The 16,010-nt window shown below is 64.9% G+C and carries 17 protein-coding genes; 14 read left to right on the forward strand and 3 right to left on the reverse strand.

The annotated features are described in order from the left end of the window. Positions 1–117: 117 nt before the first annotated feature. From VGC77_RS09350 to VGC77_RS09360, 3 genes are all read right to left on the reverse strand, one after another. The gene (locus tag VGC77_RS09350; protein WP_331171293.1) at positions 118–897 is read right to left on the reverse strand and encodes an enoyl-CoA hydratase/isomerase family protein; all 780 of its coding nucleotides are present in this window, start codon (positions 895–897) and stop codon (positions 118–120) included. A gap of 19 nt (positions 898–916) precedes the next feature. Beyond that, entirely contained in the window at positions 917–2,587 is a 1,671-nt protein-coding gene (locus tag VGC77_RS09355; RefSeq protein ID WP_331171294.1) for a B12-binding domain-containing radical SAM protein, read from the reverse strand. Positions 2,588–2,893: 306 nt separating this feature from the next. Continuing rightward, the gene (locus tag VGC77_RS09360; RefSeq protein ID WP_331171295.1) at positions 2,894–3,745 is read right to left on the reverse strand and encodes a xanthine dehydrogenase; all 852 of its coding nucleotides are present in this window, start codon (positions 3,743–3,745) and stop codon (positions 2,894–2,896) included. A gap of 275 nt (positions 3,746–4,020) precedes the next feature. Between VGC77_RS09360 and VGC77_RS09365 the strand changes: the two genes are divergently transcribed. The 14 genes from VGC77_RS09365 to nifD all read left to right on the forward strand — a co-directional run bounded on the left by VGC77_RS09365 (position 4,021) and on the right by nifD (position 15,986). Next, positions 4,021–4,971 carry an SDR family NAD(P)-dependent oxidoreductase gene (locus VGC77_RS09365; protein WP_414709631.1) on the forward strand — a complete coding sequence of 317 codons (951 nt, stop codon included), beginning with the start codon at positions 4,021–4,023 and terminating at the stop codon, positions 4,969–4,971. 274 nt (positions 4,972–5,245) lie between these two features. Continuing rightward, complete coding sequence (gene nifA / locus VGC77_RS09370) at positions 5,246–6,991, forward strand: nif-specific transcriptional activator NifA (protein WP_331171297.1); 1,746 nt, start codon at positions 5,246–5,248, stop codon at positions 6,989–6,991. A 211-nt stretch (positions 6,992–7,202) separates the two neighbouring features. Beyond that, the gene (locus VGC77_RS09375; protein ID WP_331171298.1) at positions 7,203–7,397 is read left to right on the forward strand and encodes a 4Fe-4S binding protein; all 195 of its coding nucleotides are present in this window, start codon (positions 7,203–7,205) and stop codon (positions 7,395–7,397) included. A 464-nt stretch (positions 7,398–7,861) separates the two neighbouring features. After that, complete coding sequence (gene nifB, locus VGC77_RS09380; protein ID WP_331171299.1) at positions 7,862–9,418, forward strand: nitrogenase cofactor biosynthesis protein NifB; 1,557 nt, start codon at positions 7,862–7,864, stop codon at positions 9,416–9,418. Between the two features lie 85 nt (positions 9,419–9,503). Continuing rightward, positions 9,504–9,728, forward strand: coding sequence for a 4Fe-4S binding protein (locus VGC77_RS09385; RefSeq protein WP_331171300.1), 225 nt, complete (start codon positions 9,504–9,506; stop codon positions 9,726–9,728). An 11-nt stretch (positions 9,729–9,739) separates the two neighbouring features. Beyond that, a complete protein-coding gene (locus tag VGC77_RS09390) occupies positions 9,740–10,096 on the forward strand; it encodes a HesB/IscA family protein (protein ID WP_331171301.1) in 357 nt (118 codons plus the stop codon). Position 10,097: 1 nt separating this feature from the next. After that, positions 10,098–10,637, forward strand: coding sequence for a hypothetical protein (locus VGC77_RS09395; protein WP_331171302.1), 540 nt, complete (start codon positions 10,098–10,100; stop codon positions 10,635–10,637). A gap of 33 nt (positions 10,638–10,670) precedes the next feature. Then, a complete protein-coding gene (locus tag VGC77_RS09400) occupies positions 10,671–10,976 on the forward strand; it encodes a nitrogen fixation protein NifZ (RefSeq protein WP_331171303.1) in 306 nt (101 codons plus the stop codon). After that, positions 10,976–11,206 (forward strand): nitrogen fixation protein NifZ, encoded by a 231-nt coding sequence (locus VGC77_RS09405; protein ID WP_331171304.1) that lies wholly within the window; start codon positions 10,976–10,978, stop codon positions 11,204–11,206. Before VGC77_RS09400 ends, VGC77_RS09405 begins: the two co-directional genes overlap by 1 nt. A 36-nt stretch (positions 11,207–11,242) precedes the next feature. After that, a complete protein-coding gene (gene nifT, locus VGC77_RS09410; RefSeq protein ID WP_331171305.1) occupies positions 11,243–11,446 on the forward strand; it encodes a putative nitrogen fixation protein NifT in 204 nt (67 codons plus the stop codon). Between the two features lie 2 nt (positions 11,447–11,448). Continuing rightward, entirely contained in the window at positions 11,449–11,721 is a 273-nt protein-coding gene (locus VGC77_RS09415) for a hypothetical protein (RefSeq protein ID WP_331171306.1), read from the forward strand. A gap of 30 nt (positions 11,722–11,751) precedes the next feature. Next, positions 11,752–12,651 carry an SIR2 family protein gene (locus tag VGC77_RS09420; protein ID WP_331171307.1) on the forward strand — a complete coding sequence of 300 codons (900 nt, stop codon included), beginning with the start codon at positions 11,752–11,754 and terminating at the stop codon, positions 12,649–12,651. Positions 12,652–13,537: 886 nt separating this feature from the next. Then, positions 13,538–14,443 carry a nitrogenase iron protein gene (gene nifH / locus VGC77_RS09425; protein WP_331171308.1) on the forward strand — a complete coding sequence of 302 codons (906 nt, stop codon included), beginning with the start codon at positions 13,538–13,540 and terminating at the stop codon, positions 14,441–14,443. A gap of 79 nt (positions 14,444–14,522) precedes the next feature. Continuing rightward, a complete protein-coding gene (gene nifD / locus VGC77_RS09430) occupies positions 14,523–15,986 on the forward strand; it encodes a nitrogenase molybdenum-iron protein alpha chain (RefSeq protein WP_331171309.1) in 1,464 nt (487 codons plus the stop codon). Positions 15,987–16,010: the final 24 nt, after the last annotated feature.

Raw genomic sequence — 16,010 nt, forward strand, 5'->3', positions numbered from 1 at the left:
ATGCGCCAGGGTCGCTCAGGCGGTGAGTTCGATCAAGGGACTGGTTCAAAGCCAATGCGGCGCAGCGTCACCCAGGTTCCGCGCGGCAGCGGCGGGTGCGGGCCGAGCCCGGCCGGCTCAGGCTTTGATCGTGGTCTTTTCGGCAAACTTCCTGAGCTGTTGGCGGATGTGGTCGACGTCGCCGCTGGAATAACCGAGGATCGCTTCCATCTTCAAAGCCTCGCCCATCGACTTGCCGACCACTTCGAGCACGGTTTCCTTGATCGAGTGCAGCGCGACTTGGCTCTTTTCGACCAGTCGGGCGGCGTAGCCCTGCGCCGCCGCCATCAGTTCGCCTGGCGGCACCACTTGCGCCACCAGACCGATGGCGTGGGCTTCCTGCGCTGAAACTTCGCGGCCGGTGTAGAGTATATCCATGGTACGTGACACGCCGATGCTGGCGACCAGCCGGACGATGCCGCCGTCGCCGTGATGGAAGCCGCGGTGAATCTCGAAGCTGCCGAACCGCGCGGTATCGCTGGCGATGCGCACGTCGCAGGCCAGCGCCAGTTCGAAGCCGCCGGCCAGCGCCCAGCCGTTGACCGCGGCGATCACCGGCTTCTTCACCCGCAGGCCGCGGGTGATGCCGCCGAGCCCGTTGTCGACATTGTCGCGAACGTCCTGGAACGTGCGCGACAGCCATTGCGGGATGTATTCCTTGAGATCGGCGCCGGCGCAGAACGCGTCAGCTCCGGCGCCGGTCAGGATCGCGACGTCGAGCTCGGGATCGCGATCGAACGCCGCCCAGAACGCCTTCAGTTCCTGATGCATCGCGCCGTTGATGGCGTTGCGCGCCGCGGGCCGGTTCAGCGTCACCGTGGCAATCCTGCCGGCGCGCGTGACCACGATCGTTTCCATCGGTGCTCCTCGGCGGCGATCAGTCTTGGGCCGCGACGCTGTGGCCATGATCGGCGCGGGTCCACAGGCTGGTGCGCAGCCCGAGCGGCGTCAATAACCCTCGTCGGCGGGCCAGCCGGGCGATATGCCCCGGATCGAGCACGCTGGCCACAGCGTAGTCCTGCTTCTGCTGCATGGTCAAAGCTTTCGACCGCGCCACCCGGTAACGTTTGACGTCGGCCAATTTGGTACAGACCGCGCGCTCGAGCAGGATCCAGACCGGCCGCCAGCGAAACCGCCGCGCCACCGGCGAGCCGGCAAAGGCCTGGCGCAGCGCATGCAACGACAGGTTCTCGCGCAGGGTATGAAAGAACGACTTGCCGCTGCGCTGCTCGGCGCCGTCCTCGACCAGAATGCTCGACAGGTTCCAGTCGTGGTAGAACATGTCCTTGGACACGGTGTCGGCTTCGGCGTGCTGTTCGAACAGCGCGCTGCCGCGCAGCGCCACCAGGTCGGCGGTGAATTGATAGTCGCAGACGATCCCGGTCGGCCGCACGTAGCGCGCCTTGCCGCGCTGCGCCGGGATGATGAACAGCCCGACCACGAAGATGCCCTGCGCCCGCAGCGTGCGGTAGATCTTGTTGTACATCGCGATGGCGTCATAGGCGCGCACGCCCTTGCGATGGGTCTTCAGCCATTCGGCGTCGAGGGTTTCGATTCCCATCATGCAGAACCGCATCCCGGCCTGATGCGCCAGGCGAGCGAAATCCGGGTTGCGATGCACGGTGTCGCCGCGCAGGAAACAGCCGAACCGCAAGTCGAGCCCATGGTTGATCATCTCCTTGAGCAGCGCCACGGTCTTGCGCTCGTCGCCGCCGAAATTGTCGTCGGTGAAGATGAATTCGCCGACGCCGGCGGCCTTCAGCGCCTGCAATTCGCCGATCACCTTGTCGACCGACTTGTAGCGCTGCTTGTAGCTCCAGAAGGTGTTGATGTTGCAGAAGTCGCAGCGATGCGGGCAGCCGCGGGAAATCTCCACCGCGGCGGCGAAACCGCGACTCATGCCGAGCCCGTAGGGCCGCAAATCGAAGCCGCTCCAGTCGGGAATCGGCGCGGCTTCGAGGTCGGTCGGCTCGGCCCGCAGCGGCGAGCGCTGGAACGTCTCGCCGTCGCGCCAGCACAGGTTGGGGACCTCGTCGAAGCGCGTAGCGCCGCCGATCAGGGCTTCGATCAGCGCGCGGAATGCGGCTTCGCCTTCGCCGGTGACGACGAAATCGACGCCGGCGTCGATCCAGCGTTCCGGCCAGGCGGTGGCGTGATTGCCGCCGACCACGATTCTGACCGCGGGATTGACCTCGCGCGCCAGCTTGATGGTGAGTTCGGTGTCGAGGGCCTTCAGCGGCGACATGCAGGAGATCGCGATTACATCGGCCCAACGCAATCTCGCACGATAGTCCGGCAGCGAGATCCGCGCCACATAGCCGTCGAGAAACCGGGTCTCGACCGCGAGGTGCTTGATGGTGGCGGCCAGCACCGGATAGACCGCGCTGGGAAATTTGACGATTTCGCCGAGCGTATCCACCGGCACCGGCCAGGAATCCACCAGCGTTTTGGGATGCAAAAACAGGATTTTAAACGGCGGCGCGGGATCGGGCTCGGCGTGCGGCCGCGGCTCCGCCTTGCCCAAATCGGCAGTTACGTAACCCCCCATGGCGAACTCTCTCTATGACGCCCGCATAGTCCGTATATGACGCCCGTCGAAATATGACGCCATTGATACGACGCCGATTGATGCGGCGCCAATTGATCCAACGCCAAAGTCCAACGCCAATCCACGACGCCAACTACACGCCAAATGACATGCCAAACTACGCGCGGATGGCGGCGGTCTGTTACCAGACACTTGCCCCAGCGTAGCATAGCGTCACGCCGCCGCAAGTCGCTTGCATTATGTCGTCGCAGGGGCTTGGCGCGTTCAATGCACCGGCGTTGATAGCAACGCGAGGAGGTCGCCGGGTCAGACCGCGGGCGGTGAGGCGGACGCCGTCATCGGCGGCCGTGGGCGTTCGCTGCGCAGCTGCACGGCGTCCAGCACCGCCTTGGCGATGCTGCGTCCGCGCTCGTCGATCCCGGTCCATTGCGCGTGGCGGCCGCGCGGGTCGATCTCCAGCAGCCGGGCGCCGGCCGGCACCTCGCTGTCGTCGCGGATCAGGCCGCGGACCACGCCGTCGCAGGGCGCGCGATGCGGGGCGCCGGAGAGCAGGCCGAGAACGGCTCCACGCCGCACCGGCGTCCCGATCTCCACGGCGCTGCGCCAGCGGCCGGCGCCGGCGGCATAGGCAAAACGCTCGTTCACCGCCGCTCCGGCTTCGGTCGAGGTGGCGCCCGCGGTCCAGCCGTCATGGACCACGGCGGCGCCGCGCTCCGGACGGGCGTCGATCGCGACGTCGCAATTGGCGGCCGAAAAGCCCGCGCCGATGCCGATCGTCAGTTTCGCCAGCCGATGCAGATCCGGGGTGGTGCGATGTTGTTGCAGCCGGGCGTCGACCAGCACGTCCATCGTGCCGACCGGCAACAGATCGGCGAGGCCAAGCCGCGTCACCGACACCCGGTCGAACAGGCGCAGGCCCTTGAATACCTGCATACCGTCGTCGACCCGTTCGCCGCGAACCTCCTCGACCTTGACGTCGTCGCGATACAGCGCGTCGGCGAACGCCATCTTGCGGCGGATCACCGGAAAATCCGGGTCGTGCGACAACACCACGCCGAAATCCGCGCGATGCAGGAACACCGCCACCGCCGAGGCGATCTCGTTGGTGCCAAGCACGATGGCGAAGCGGTGTTTTCTGTGGTCGGCTGGTCGATGCATATGCGTCACCCAAGGCCCATTCCCAACGTCCGCAGCGCTCAAAGCAAGACGCGGACCAGCCGTCACAACACCGTCAAAATGCCGCCGGCGGCCGCGGCCGGCCGTCGCGGCGGTTTTCCCGGGGCGGATTTGTCGAGAAGGCAACGTGCGCGGCGTGTTTCGGACGCGCCAGGATGTCGAACTGACGACATTGCGCGGCGGGGATTGCGACAATCCATCCAGCCGGAGTGGCCCGATTCCTGCAATCTCGATCCCGCCATCGCCCCGATGGCGCGATGGAGACAGCATTGGAAAGCGTCAACCAATCGTCGACGGCTGCGCTGCGCCACCCGGGATCTGCAGATCTGCCGGGATCGGCGGATTTGTCCCATCCCGGCGCGGCGGAGCTGCGTCACCCGGGATCGGCTGAGTTGCGTCACCCCGGCGCGCCGGGCGGCGGGACCACCGCGGCCTGCCCGTACCACAACGATCAGCGCGACAGCCGGGTCGGCAAGCAGAAAACCCTAGTGCTCACCGGGGCGTCGCGCGGCATCGGCCACGCCACCGGCAAATTGTTCTCCGACGCCGGCTGGCGCATCGTGACCTGTTCGCGGCAGCCGTTCAACGACGAGCGCTGCCCGTGGGCCACCGGCGTCGAGGATCACGTCGAGATCGAACTCGGCGATTACCGCGCGCTGCCGCGGGCGATTGCGGCGCTGAAGGAGCGGCTCGGCGGCGCGCCGCTGCACGCGCTGATCAACAACGCGGCGATTTCGCCGAAGGGTCTGGAAGGCGACCGCCTGACCTCGCTGAATACCCCGGTCGAAACCTGGATGAGCGTGTTCCACGTCAATCTATTGGCGCCGATTCTGCTGGCGCAAGGTCTATTCGACGAGCTACGCGCCGGTTCCGGCTCGATCGTCAACGTCACCTCGATCGTCGGCTCCCGGGTGCATCCGTTTGCCGGCACCGCCTACGCGACCTCGAAAGCGGCATTGGCCTGCCTGACCCGCGAAATGGCGCACGACTACGCGCCCTATGGGATCCGGGTGAACGCGATCGCGCCCGGCGAAATCAAGACCGACATCCTGTCGCCGGAGACCGAGGCGCGGCTGGCGCCGACGATTCCGATGCGGCGCATTGGTACTCCCGACGAAGTCGCCAAGGTGATGTTCTTCCTGTGCTCGGACGCCGCGAGCTATGTCACCGGCGAGGAAATCCACATCAATGGCGGGCAGCACGTGTGAGGTTCTGCTCTTACTGAGTGGTAATAGGACGCCGGCGCTTATTTGCGCGTAAATTTTTGCGCTAAATCAATGCGTTCCAAAACGAGCGTCGCGCACTACACGTTTTCATGGTGTTGCCGCAGCTCGCCGTTGGGTAATTTGTGGGCAGCCGGCGCTGTGAACTTCCTCAGCATTGCGGTCAAGTTGTGCACGACATCTGCTTGAACCCAAGGCACTATCCCTTAAACGCTCCTACTTAATAGGCGGGGAAGGTCCGGAGCATGGAGACAGCACGATGGTCTATCGCGAAGCGCAAGTCGCCGACGCTCAGGAATCGCGCCCGACCACTCTGATACCTCTGAGCGAAATTGCTCTGACGGGTATCTTTGAGATCTCGAAGATCCTGACCGCGCCGGCGCGTCTGGAAACCACGCTCGCCAACGTCGTCAATCTGCTGCAGTCGTTCATGCAGATGCGGCATGGCACGGTGTCGCTGCTCGCCGACGATGGCGTGCCCGACATCACCGTCGGCGCCGGTTGGAACGAGGGCACCGACGATCGCTACCGCGCCCGGCTGCCGGCCAAGGCGATCGATCAGATCGTCGCCACCTCGGTGCCGCTGGTGGTGGAAAACGTCTCCTCGCACCCGATGTTCTCGCGCGCCGACGCCGACGCGCTCGGCGCGTCGCAGGAAACCCGCGTGTCGTTCATCGGCGTGCCGATCCGGATCGATTCCCGGGTGGTCGGCACCTTGACCATCGACCGGGTCCGCGACGGCCGTTCGATCTTCCGGCTCGACGCCGACGTCCGCTTCCTCACCATGATCGCCAATCTGATCGGCCAGACCGTCAAGCTGCACCGCGTGGTGGCGCGCGACCGCGAGCGGCTGATGGCCGAGAGCCATCGCTTGCAGAAGCAATTGTCCGAGCTGAAGCCGCCGCGCGACCGCAAGAAGGTGCGCGTCGACGGCATCATCGGCGAAAGCCAGGCGATCCGCGGGCTATTGGCCAAGGTCGGGATCATCGCCAAATCGCATTCGCCGGTGCTGCTGCGCGGCGAGTCCGGCACCGGCAAGGAGCTGATCGCCAAGGCGATCCATGAATTGTCGTCGCGCGCGAACGGTCCGTTCATTAAGATCAACTGCGCGGCGTTGCCGGAATCGGTGCTGGAATCCGAATTGTTCGGCCACGAGAAGGGCGCCTTCACCGGCGCGATCGCGGCGCGCAAGGGCCGCTTCGAACTGGCCGACAAGGGCACCTTGTTCCTCGACGAGATCGGCGAGATCTCGCCCTCGTTCCAGGCCAAGCTGCTGCGCGTGTTGCAGGAGCAGGAGTTCGAGCGGGTCGGCGGCAACCACACCATCAAGGTCAATGTCCGCGTCGTGGCGGCGACCAACCGCAATCTCGAGGAAGCGGTGGCGCGCAACGAATTCCGCGCCGACCTGTACTACCGCATCAATGTGGTGCCGATGATGCTGCCGCCGCTGCGCGACCGCGCCAGCGACATCCCGCTGCTGGCCAGCGAGTTCCTGAAGAACTTCAACAGGGAGAACGACCGCGAGCTGGAGTTCGATCCGGCCTCGATGCAGCTTTTGCAGGGCTGTTCGTTCCCCGGCAACGTCCGCGAGCTGGAAAACTGCGTGCGGCGCACCGCGACGCTGGCGCCGGGGCCGGCGATCCACCAGGACGACTTCGCCTGTCATCACGACGAGTGCCTGTCCTCGATCCTGTGGAAGAGCCACACCGAGCGCACCGCGCAGCGCCCGCCGCCGGAAATTCCGCTCGCGGTGGCGCCGATCGGCCCCGCCGACGGCAGCCGCAACGCCGTCACCGCGCGGGCGCCGGCGCCGCCGCCGCCCCAGCAACCGCCGGCGCGGGTCGAGCCTTCGTCCGACGCGGAGATGTCGGAGCGCGAGCGGCTGGTCGACGCAATGGAGCGCTCCGGCTGGGTGCAGGCCAAGGCCGCGCGCATCCTCGGGCTCACGCCGCGCCAGATCGGCTACGCGCTGAAGAAGTACGACATCGAGGTCAAGCACTTCTGAGCGAAGCGCCTGATCGCCTCTGCAGCATTTGCGATCACACTGTGGGTTCGACGTCGCCGGCGCTACTTGGCTGTCTCAGTTGCGACATGGTGTCAGAGGCGAGACAGTGCTGCGGCCGTAAGCCCCACATAAAATTGCGTTAGATCAAATATTTGCCGATTGGCACGCGGTTTGAAGGGCGAGGCATCATCCGCCAGCTAAGGAGTCACCTATGGCCTACAAAATTGTCGCCTCGCAATGTTCGGTGTGTGGTGCGTGCGAGTTCGAATGCCCGAATGCCGCGATCACCTTGAAGCGCGACATGTACATCATCGAAGCCGCCAAATGCACCGAGTGCGAAGGCCAGTTCGACAAGCCGCAATGCGCCTCGGTGTGCCCGGTCGAGAACACCTGCGTTCCGGCCTAAACCGCTGCGGCCGGCGGGTTATTGCCGCCGGCATCACGCCACGAGGGCCCGCGGCAGCGCCGGGGGTCGAGCCATCCGATCCGTGCCCAGCGACGCGCATCACCTTGACGATGCGCGGTTGCTGCGCGGGATATTTTGCGTGGCGCGCGCGCGATCTGCGGCGCCGCGATTCAGCACCGCCGCGTACGCTGCGCGGCGCATTGCACATTCCGGAAATCCGACATTGGCGCGCGCGTACAATGTCACCTTTGTAACAGCGCGGGATCGCGCCGCGCCCGCCCTTGTCGGCATCGTGACACCGGGCGCGGCTTTGAAACTGCCATGTTTTCAACGCGCTATTCCTCGCACGCGCGCTGGCACGTTAGTTGCGTAGCTGTTGCTGCGTGAGGCCGGCTCGGTCTTGCGCCACGAGAGGGCGACGGGCGTGCCCGCACCATCACCGCGCGGCAAACAGCGAGGACGACATGCAGAAGCTGGTACAACTGCTGGAGTTTGGGACGCCCGGGGCGAAGTCGCTCGAGGAAATTCGACAGCAGGTCGCCAGCGCAGGCTGCAGTTCGAAGGGCGGCAGCGGCAAGTCGAGCTGCGGCTCGGCGGCCGGGCAGGGCGATCTGCCGCCCGAGGTCTGGGAGAAGGTCAAGAACCATCCCTGCTACAGCGAACAGGCGCATCACCATTTCGCCCGCATGCATGTCGCGGTGGCGCCGGCCTGCAACATCCAGTGCAACTACTGTAATCGCAAATATGATTGCGCCAACGAATCCCGCCCCGGCGTGGTCAGCGAGAAGCTGACCCCGGAGCAGGCGGCGAAGAAGGTGCTGGCGGTGGCTTCCAGCGTGCCGCAGATGACGGTGCTCGGCGTCGCCGGCCCCGGCGATCCGCTCGCCAATCCGCAAAAGACCTTCAAGACCTTCGAGCTGGTGTCGGCCACCGCGCCCGACATCAAGCTGTGCCTGTCGACCAACGGCTTGACGCTGCCGGATCATGTCGACCGCATCCAGGCGATGAACGTCGATCACGTCACCATCACCATCAACATGATTGACCCCGAGGTCGGCGCCAAGATCTATCCGTGGATCTTCTACAACCACCGCCGCTACGAGGGCGTCGAGGCGTCGAAGATCCTGTCGGAGCGGCAATTGCTTGGGCTGGAAATGCTGACCGCGCGCGGCATCCTGGTCAAAGTCAATTCGGTGATGATCCCCGGTGTCAACGACAAGCATCTGGTCGAGGTCAACAAGGCGGTGAAGGCGCGCGGCGCCTTCTTGCACAACATCATGCCGCTGATCTCCGAGCCGGAGCACGGCACCGTGTACGGGCTGTCCGGGCTGCGCGGTCCGTCGGCGCAGGAATTGAAGGCGCTGCAGGACGCCTGCGAAGGCGAAATGAACATGATGCGGCATTGCCGGCAGTGCCGCGCCGATGCCGTCGGCCTGCTCGGCGAAGACCGCAGCGACGAGTTTTCCAACGAGAAGGTCGCGGCGATGCAGGTCAGCTACGACCTCGAAGCCCGCAAGGCCTATCAGGCCAAGGTCGAGGCCGAGCGCGACGCCATCGCCAAGGCCAAGACCGCCGAACTGGTCAAGCTCGCGGATGAGACCAGCGCGATCAAGATCCTGGTCGCGGTCGCCACCAAGGGCGGCGGCCGGGTCAACGAGCATTTCGGCCATGCCCACGAATTCCAGATCTATGAGGTCTCTACCGCGGGCGCCAAATTCGTCGGCCACCGCCGCGTCGACCTGTATTGCGAAGGCGGCTACGCCTCCGCCGACGGCGCCGCCACCATCATCCGCGCCCTGAACGACTGCACCGCGGTTTTGGTCGCCAAGATCGGCATCTGCCCGAAGGACTCGCTGAAGGAAGCCGGCATCGAGGCGGTGGAAACCTACGCCTTCGAATTCATCGAGACCTCGGTGATCGCTTACTTCAAGGACTATCTGCAGCGCGTCGAGAAGAAGGAAATCAGCCACCGCGCCAAGGGCGACGCCGACATCCGCCAGGGCGCCTTCACCGAGGCATGAGCCGGCAGGTGGTTCGCGAATTCGACCAGTCGCCGTGCGGATGTCCGCGCGGTCGTGAAGCACGAAGACGAAGGACGGAACTAGCATGGCTTACAAGATCGTCTCCTCCCAGTGCACCGCGTGTTCGGCCTGCGAGCCGGAATGCCCCAACGTCGCGATCTTCGAGAAGGGCGGCACCTTCCACATCAATCCGAAGAAATGCACCGAATGCCTCGGCCATTTCGACATGGCGCAATGCGCCGCGGTGTGCCCGGTCGAGGGTACCTGCGTGATCGACAATTCCGTGCCGCGCTATCAGGCGCCGGCGTAAGGGAGGCGCGCATGAGCTTTACGCTGACGCCGTCCGCCGAAAAATTCGTCCGCCGCATGCTGCGCTTCAGCCCCGGCGCCGGCGGCTTCCGCCTCACGGTGAGTTCGGGAGGCTGCGCCGGCCTGTCGGCCGAGTTCGACGTCGAGCCCGCGGTGCGCCCGGGCGAGGTCGTCGAAACTGTGGGCGACATCTCGTTCTATCTGCCGCCGGCGAGCCGGCAACTGCTCGACGGCGTGGTGGTCGATTTCGTCGAAACCCCGACCTCGAGCGGCTTCGTGTTGCACGATCCGAAGCGCAGCGCCTGCGGCTGCGCGCCCGACGCCGCGCCGAAGCCGACCGTCAGCCTGCACCAGTTGCGGGAGATCTGACATGGCGCCGGCCGCTGGCAACGAACCGCCGATGTTCGCAGCGGAGCCGTCGCTGCTGGCGGACGCGTTGCTCGGCGCCGGGCTGCCGGCGGAGGCCGAACGCCACCTCGATCGGGCCGCCACGCTGTATCACCGCGCCGAACTCGCCGAACAGCATCTGCACGAGGCGCAGGCCTTGGCGCCGGATCACGCCGCGGTGCTGATCGGGCTGTATCGCTTCTACTTCTACAAGGGCCGGCTCGAGGAGGCGCTCGAGGTCGCCTGCCGCTGTCTCGGCAAGGCCGCGCGCGACAACAACCTCAATGCCGACTGGCATTGCGTGACGCCTTCCGACGCCGACTTCAGCGATTACGCCGCGGTGCTGCCGCGGTTCTATCTGTTCACGCTCAAGGCCTACGCCTATCTGCAGATGCGGCTCGGCGACGTCGACGAGGGCCACGCCGCGGTGCAGAAGCTGCTCGAACTCGACCCTACCGACAAGGTCAATGCCGGGCTGCTGCTCGGCGTCTGGCAGCGGATCGGAAAATCCGATGACGATTGAGATCACCATCACCAGCACGACGGAGAGGCGACGATGAGCAAGATCAGCCGCGACAGCGACATCGTCGAACTCGACGGCCCGCCGGCGTTCGAATACGGCGAGAAGGTGCGCTCCAGGCTCAACATCCGCAATGACGGCACCTTTCCCGGCAAGGAAATCGGCGAGGTGCTGGTGAAGAAGGGCGACGAGGGCTACGTGGTCTCGATCGGCACCTTCCTGCAGCAGTTCTACATCTACGGCGTGGATTTCGTCGCGCAGGGCCGCAAGGTCGGCATGAAGGGCCGGGAGATCGAATCGATCGAGCAGCTCGAAGCACAGCCGGAACAGGACGTGGCGTGATGGCGGAACCGAAGTATCAATGGGGCCAAAGGGTCAAGGCCGCGATCGACCTGTTCAACGACGGCTCGTTCCCGGATCAGCCGGACGGCGCGCTGCTGGTACAGACCGGCGACGCCGGCGAGATCGTCAAGATCGGCAGCCATGTCGAAAGCAATACGCCGGTCTATCTGGTGGAATTCGGGTCGAGCCGCGTGGTCGGCTGTCTGGAAGATGAAATCGCAGCGTTCTAGCTGCCGGGTGCGGCGGCCAATCAAGGAATCGAAGTCATGAAGATCATGATCCGCAAGGGATCGCAGGGCCAGCTTTCGGCCTATGTGCCGAAGAAGGATTTGGAAGAGCCGATCGTCTCGATGGAGAAGCCGGAAATGTGGGGCGGCCACATCACCCTGGCCAATGGCTGGCAGCTGGAATTGCCGGCGATGGCCGCCGACACCAAGCTGCCGATCACCGTCGAAGCCCGGAAGATGTAGCCATGGCGCTGTCGGCGAATGATTTGAGCGAAATCGGCGCGCTGCTCGGCGCGCCCGAGGCCGACCCGCAGGTCGTCGCGGAACTGCGCCGGCGGTTTCCGAAACTGTCGCTGACGCGCTGCGATGCCTCCGACATGGCCGACGAGATCGCGTTTCGCGAATATCCGCTGTTCGACCTCTACCTGGTCGACGGCATGGAGCATTGCTGGAAGCTGACTTCCGATCCCGCGCGCGCCACCGGCCTGGTGGTGGTGCCGCATAGACTGGCGGCGTAACCGCGCAGCCGGCACAACGAGGTTCGACCCATGACGGAACAGACCTTCGCAGACATCGCCGCTCGAATGGGCGCCGGCCAGGTGATTCCCTATCTCGGCCCCGGCGTGCTGGCGCTGGCCGGCGAGGCCTGCGTGGTGCCGGATTCGCCGCTGGCGCTGGTCGGTAAGCTCACCGCCAAGACCAAGGTGCCGCACAAGGTCCGCAACAACCTCACCGGCGCCGCGCAATACATCGAGAACTTCAAGCATCGCTCGACGCTGACCAAGGCGATGATCGAGGCGTTCCGCTCCGACATGGCGCCGACCGCGTTGCATCGCTTCCTCGCGGCGCAGCCGAAGCTGCCGCTGTGGGTCAACGCCTGGTACGACGATTTACCGATCAAGGCACTGGCCGGCCGCGCCGGCTGGGGCATGGCGCAGGGCGTCAGCCAGACCGAGCATTTCGGCCGCTGGGTGAATTACTTCCGCGCCGACGGCTCATTGGTGCCGGAAGACACCCCGAGCATCGTCGGCGAGGACGCCGAGATGCCCTTGTTCGCACCGGCCCCGGCCGAGGCGGCGGCCTGGTCGACGCTATTGTATCAGCCGCTCGGCTCGGTGGCGCCGGCGGCCAACTTCCTGGTGTCGGACAGCGACTTTGTCGAGGTGCTGACCGAGATCGACATTCAGACCCCGCTGCCGGAGCCGGTGCAACAGATCCGCAGCGACCGCCACTTCCTGTTCCTCGGCTGCCGTTTCGCCGAACAGCTCGACCGGCTGTTCGCCCGCCAGATCATGAAGCGCTCCTCGGACCGGCATTGGGCGGTGCTGCCCGACCCTTTGACCAAGAACGAGGCGAAGTTTCTGCAAGAGCAGAACATCACCCGGATCGCCCTGCCGCTGGCCGACGCCTGCGCTGCCCTGGCGCAGCACGAGCCGGCGACGGCATAACGGGGCGATTAAATAACTCCAGCCACAAGGAGCCTCATGGTGGGGAGCGCGGCCGCCTGGCCGCGCGTCTCGAACCAGGAGGCGGGCCAACTTGTCATACTCCTCATCCTTCGAGACGCCCGGCTTGCTCTTCGAGCTCCGGCGGGCTCCTCAGGATGAGGAGAAACGCAGGCGCGCCGACAACATCTCCGCGTCCGGGACACGATCGCCTCGCCGGACGCACCCGTGCGTTTGCAATAAAGCGGCCGTCGCGAACCCTGCCAGCCGGATGGTGAGCAGCGCCGCGGCTTGGCCGCCCAACGAAATCAGGCATTCACGCGCCATTGCGAGGAGCTCTTGCGACGAAGCAATCCAGCGCCACGCATGAGCCCCTGGATTGCTTCGCGTCTCAAGCGGCGTTGCGCGCCGCCCTCGGCACGCAAGGACCCCCCTGTTTGCTCGCTGCCTTTTCGGCCAGCCTTTTGCGAGGCGACGGCTCCCATCGCAACGACACGCAGACGCATCGTCGCGACACCAGCGGCGGGTTCGGCTGTCGCAGCGCAATCGCACGCCATGCTGTTCTCGCATAGCGCGCCGCATCGGTTGTTTTGTTTCGGACAGGAGCCGGCCGCCGATGTCGGCCCGAAACAGCCGATGTCGGGTTTGAAACAACACCCCGGTAGCGCCAGCTGGCCCCGCTATCACCAAGTAATCGCTGAGTTTTTCTAATTCTAAAGGCGTTGGCACGGTCGTTGCAAAACACTGGTCAGCAAGGCGATGGATGGTTGTCTGAGCAGCGAATGCAAGGAGCAACGTCCGCATCGGAGCCGTGCGACGGTTCTTCAACGGAAACTCACTGCGCAGCCGCGCACATCGATCAAACGGTTCAAGGCAACGGAGAGAAAACATGGCGGCACTTCGGCAAATCGCGTTCTACGGCAAGGGCGGCATCGGCAAGTCCACCACGTCACAGAACACGCTCGCGGCACTGGTCGAGATGGGTCAGAAGATCCTGATCGTCGGCTGCGACCCCAAGGCGGACTCCACCCGCCTGATCCTCAACACCAAGATGCAGGACACCGTGCTCAGCCTCGCCGCTGAAGCCGGCTCGGTCGAAGACCTCGAACTCGAAGACGTGATGAAGATCGGCTACAAGGGCATTAAGTGCACCGAGGCCGGCGGCCCGGAGCCCGGCGTCGGTTGTGCCGGCCGCGGCGTCATCACCGCGATCAACTTCCTGGAAGAGAACGGCGCCTATGAAGACGTCGACTACGTCTCCTACGACGTGCTCGGCGACGTGGTGTGCGGCGGCTTCGCGATGCCGATCCGCGAGAACAAGGCGCAGGAAATCTACATCGTGATGTCCGGCGAGATGATGGCGCTGTACGCCGCCAACAACATCGCCAAGGGCATTCTGAAATACGCCTCCTCGGGCGGCGTCCGCCTCGGCGGTCTGATCTGCAACGAACGCCAGACCGACCGCGAGCTCGACCTCGCCGAAGCGCTGGCCGCTCGCCTCAACTCCAAGCTGATCCACTTCGTGCCGCGCGCCAACATCGTGCAGCACGCCGAGTTGCGCCGCCAGACCGTGATCGAATACGCGCCCGACAGCCAGCAGGCCAAGGAATATCGCGCGCTCGCCGAGAAGATCCATGCCAATTCCGGCAAGGGCACCATCCCGACCCCGATCACCATGGAAGAGCTGGAAGGCATGCTGCTCGACTTCGGCATCATGAAGACCGACGAGCAGGCGCTCGCCGAACTGGCCGCCAAGGAAGCGGCGAAAGCCGCCGCCGCCGAAGCCACCGCCTGATTAACACGCGTCTGACGGGGCCGGCTGCCTGCGGGCGGCCGGCGCCCAGATCAGCGGTCCCGCGAAACGAGGTATGACCATGAGCTCTGCGATCGCAGCCACCACCGAAGACACCAAGGCGCGCAACAAGGAACTGATCGGGGAGGTCCTCAAGGCCTATCCGGACAAGTCGGCCAAGCGCCGGGCCAAGCATCTTGGCACTTACGATTCCGAAAAAGCCGAATGCGGCGTCAAGTCCAACATCAAGTCGATCCCGGGCGTGATGACGATCCGGGGTTGCGCCTACGCCGGTTCCAAGGGCGTGGTGTGGGGCCCGATCAAGGACATGGTCCACATCAGCCACGGCCCGGTCGGCTGCGGCCAGTATTCCTGGGGCTCGCGCCGCAACTATTACGTCGGCACCACCGGCGTCGACAGCTTCGTCACCATGCAGTTCACCTCCGATTTCCAGGAAAAGGACATCGTGTTCGGTGGCGACAAGAAGCTCGGCAAGATCATCGACGAAGTCGAAGTGCTGTTCCCGCTGAACAAGGGCATCTCGATCCAGTCGGAATGCCCGATCGGTCTGATCGGCGACGACATCGAGGCGGTCTCCAAGGCCAAGTCCAAGCAGTATGATGGCAAGACGATCGTGCCGGTGCGCTGCGAAGGCTTCCGCGGCGTCTCGCAGTCGCTCGGCCACCACATCGCCAACGACGCGGTGCGCGACTGGGTGTTCGAAAAGTCCGCCGACAAGCCGGCGCGGTTCGAGCAGACCCCGTATGACGTCGCCATCATCGGCGACTACAACATCGGCGGCGACGCCTGGTCGTCGCGCATCCTGCTCGAGGAAATGGGCCTGCGGGTCATCGCGCAGTGGTCCGGCGACGGCTCGGTGGCCGAACTCGAAGCCACCCCGAAGGCCAAGCTGAACATCCTGCACTGCTACCGCTCGATGAACTACATCACCCGTCACATGGAAGAAAAGTTCGGCATTCCGTGGGTCGAATACAATTTCTTCGGGCCGTCGAAGATCTCGGCCAGCCTGCGCGAAATCGCCAGCCACTTCGACGACAAGATCAAGGAAGGCGCCGAGCGCGTCATCGCCAAATACACCCCGCGGATGGAAGCCATCATCGCGCAGTACAAGCCGCGGCTGCAGGGCAAGAAGGTGATGCTGTTCGTCGGCGGTCTGCGTCCGCGCCACGTCATCGGCGCCTATGAAGACCTCGGCATGGAAGTGGTCGGCACCGGCTATGAATTCGGCCACAACGACGACTACCAGCGCACCACGCATTACGTGAAGGACGGCACGCTGATCTATGACGACGTGACCGGCTACGAGTTCGAGAAGTTCGTCGAGAAGGTGCAGCCCGACCTGGTCGGCTCCGGCATCAAGGAGAAGTACGTGTTCCAGAAGATGGGTGTGCCGTTCCGGCAGATGCACTCCTGGGATTATTCGGGTCCGTATCACGGCTACGACGGTTTCGCGATCTTCGCCCGCGACATGGACATCGCAATCAACGCGCCGGTCTGGAAATTGGCCAAGGCTCCCTGGAGCTAAGTCACGGCTCCCGGCCAAGCCCCG

The organism is Rhodopseudomonas sp. (assembly GCF_036404135.1).
Lineage (GTDB): Bacteria > Pseudomonadota > Alphaproteobacteria > Rhizobiales > Xanthobacteraceae > Rhodopseudomonas_A.

Excerpts from the sequence above, each read along its gene's own strand:
- VGC77_RS09350 (WP_331171293.1), bottom strand. The coding sequence starts at position 897 with ATGGAAACGATCGTGGTCACGCGCGCCGGCAGGATTGCCACGGTGACG.
- VGC77_RS09355 (WP_331171294.1), bottom strand. The coding sequence starts at position 2,587 with ATGGGGGGTTACGTAACTGCCGATTTGGGCAAGGCGGAGCCGCGGCCG.
- VGC77_RS09360 (WP_331171295.1), bottom strand. The coding sequence starts at position 3,745 with ATGCATCGACCAGCCGACCACAGAAAACACCGCTTCGCCATCGTGCTT.
- VGC77_RS09365 (WP_414709631.1), top strand. The coding sequence starts at position 4,021 with ATGGAGACAGCATTGGAAAGCGTCAACCAATCGTCGACGGCTGCGCTG.
- nifA (WP_331171297.1), top strand. The coding sequence starts at position 5,246 with ATGGTCTATCGCGAAGCGCAAGTCGCCGACGCTCAGGAATCGCGCCCG.
- VGC77_RS09375 (WP_331171298.1), top strand. The coding sequence starts at position 7,203 with ATGGCCTACAAAATTGTCGCCTCGCAATGTTCGGTGTGTGGTGCGTGC.
- nifB (WP_331171299.1), top strand. The coding sequence starts at position 7,862 with ATGCAGAAGCTGGTACAACTGCTGGAGTTTGGGACGCCCGGGGCGAAG.
- VGC77_RS09385 (WP_331171300.1), top strand. The coding sequence starts at position 9,504 with ATGGCTTACAAGATCGTCTCCTCCCAGTGCACCGCGTGTTCGGCCTGC.
- VGC77_RS09390 (WP_331171301.1), top strand. The coding sequence starts at position 9,740 with ATGAGCTTTACGCTGACGCCGTCCGCCGAAAAATTCGTCCGCCGCATG.
- VGC77_RS09395 (WP_331171302.1), top strand. The coding sequence starts at position 10,098 with ATGGCGCCGGCCGCTGGCAACGAACCGCCGATGTTCGCAGCGGAGCCG.
- VGC77_RS09400 (WP_331171303.1), top strand. The coding sequence starts at position 10,671 with ATGAGCAAGATCAGCCGCGACAGCGACATCGTCGAACTCGACGGCCCG.
- VGC77_RS09405 (WP_331171304.1), top strand. The coding sequence starts at position 10,976 with ATGGCGGAACCGAAGTATCAATGGGGCCAAAGGGTCAAGGCCGCGATC.
- nifT (WP_331171305.1), top strand. The coding sequence starts at position 11,243 with ATGAAGATCATGATCCGCAAGGGATCGCAGGGCCAGCTTTCGGCCTAT.
- VGC77_RS09415 (WP_331171306.1), top strand. The coding sequence starts at position 11,449 with ATGGCGCTGTCGGCGAATGATTTGAGCGAAATCGGCGCGCTGCTCGGC.
- VGC77_RS09420 (WP_331171307.1), top strand. The coding sequence starts at position 11,752 with ATGACGGAACAGACCTTCGCAGACATCGCCGCTCGAATGGGCGCCGGC.
- nifH (WP_331171308.1), top strand. The coding sequence starts at position 13,538 with ATGGCGGCACTTCGGCAAATCGCGTTCTACGGCAAGGGCGGCATCGGC.
- nifD (WP_331171309.1), top strand. The coding sequence starts at position 14,523 with ATGAGCTCTGCGATCGCAGCCACCACCGAAGACACCAAGGCGCGCAAC.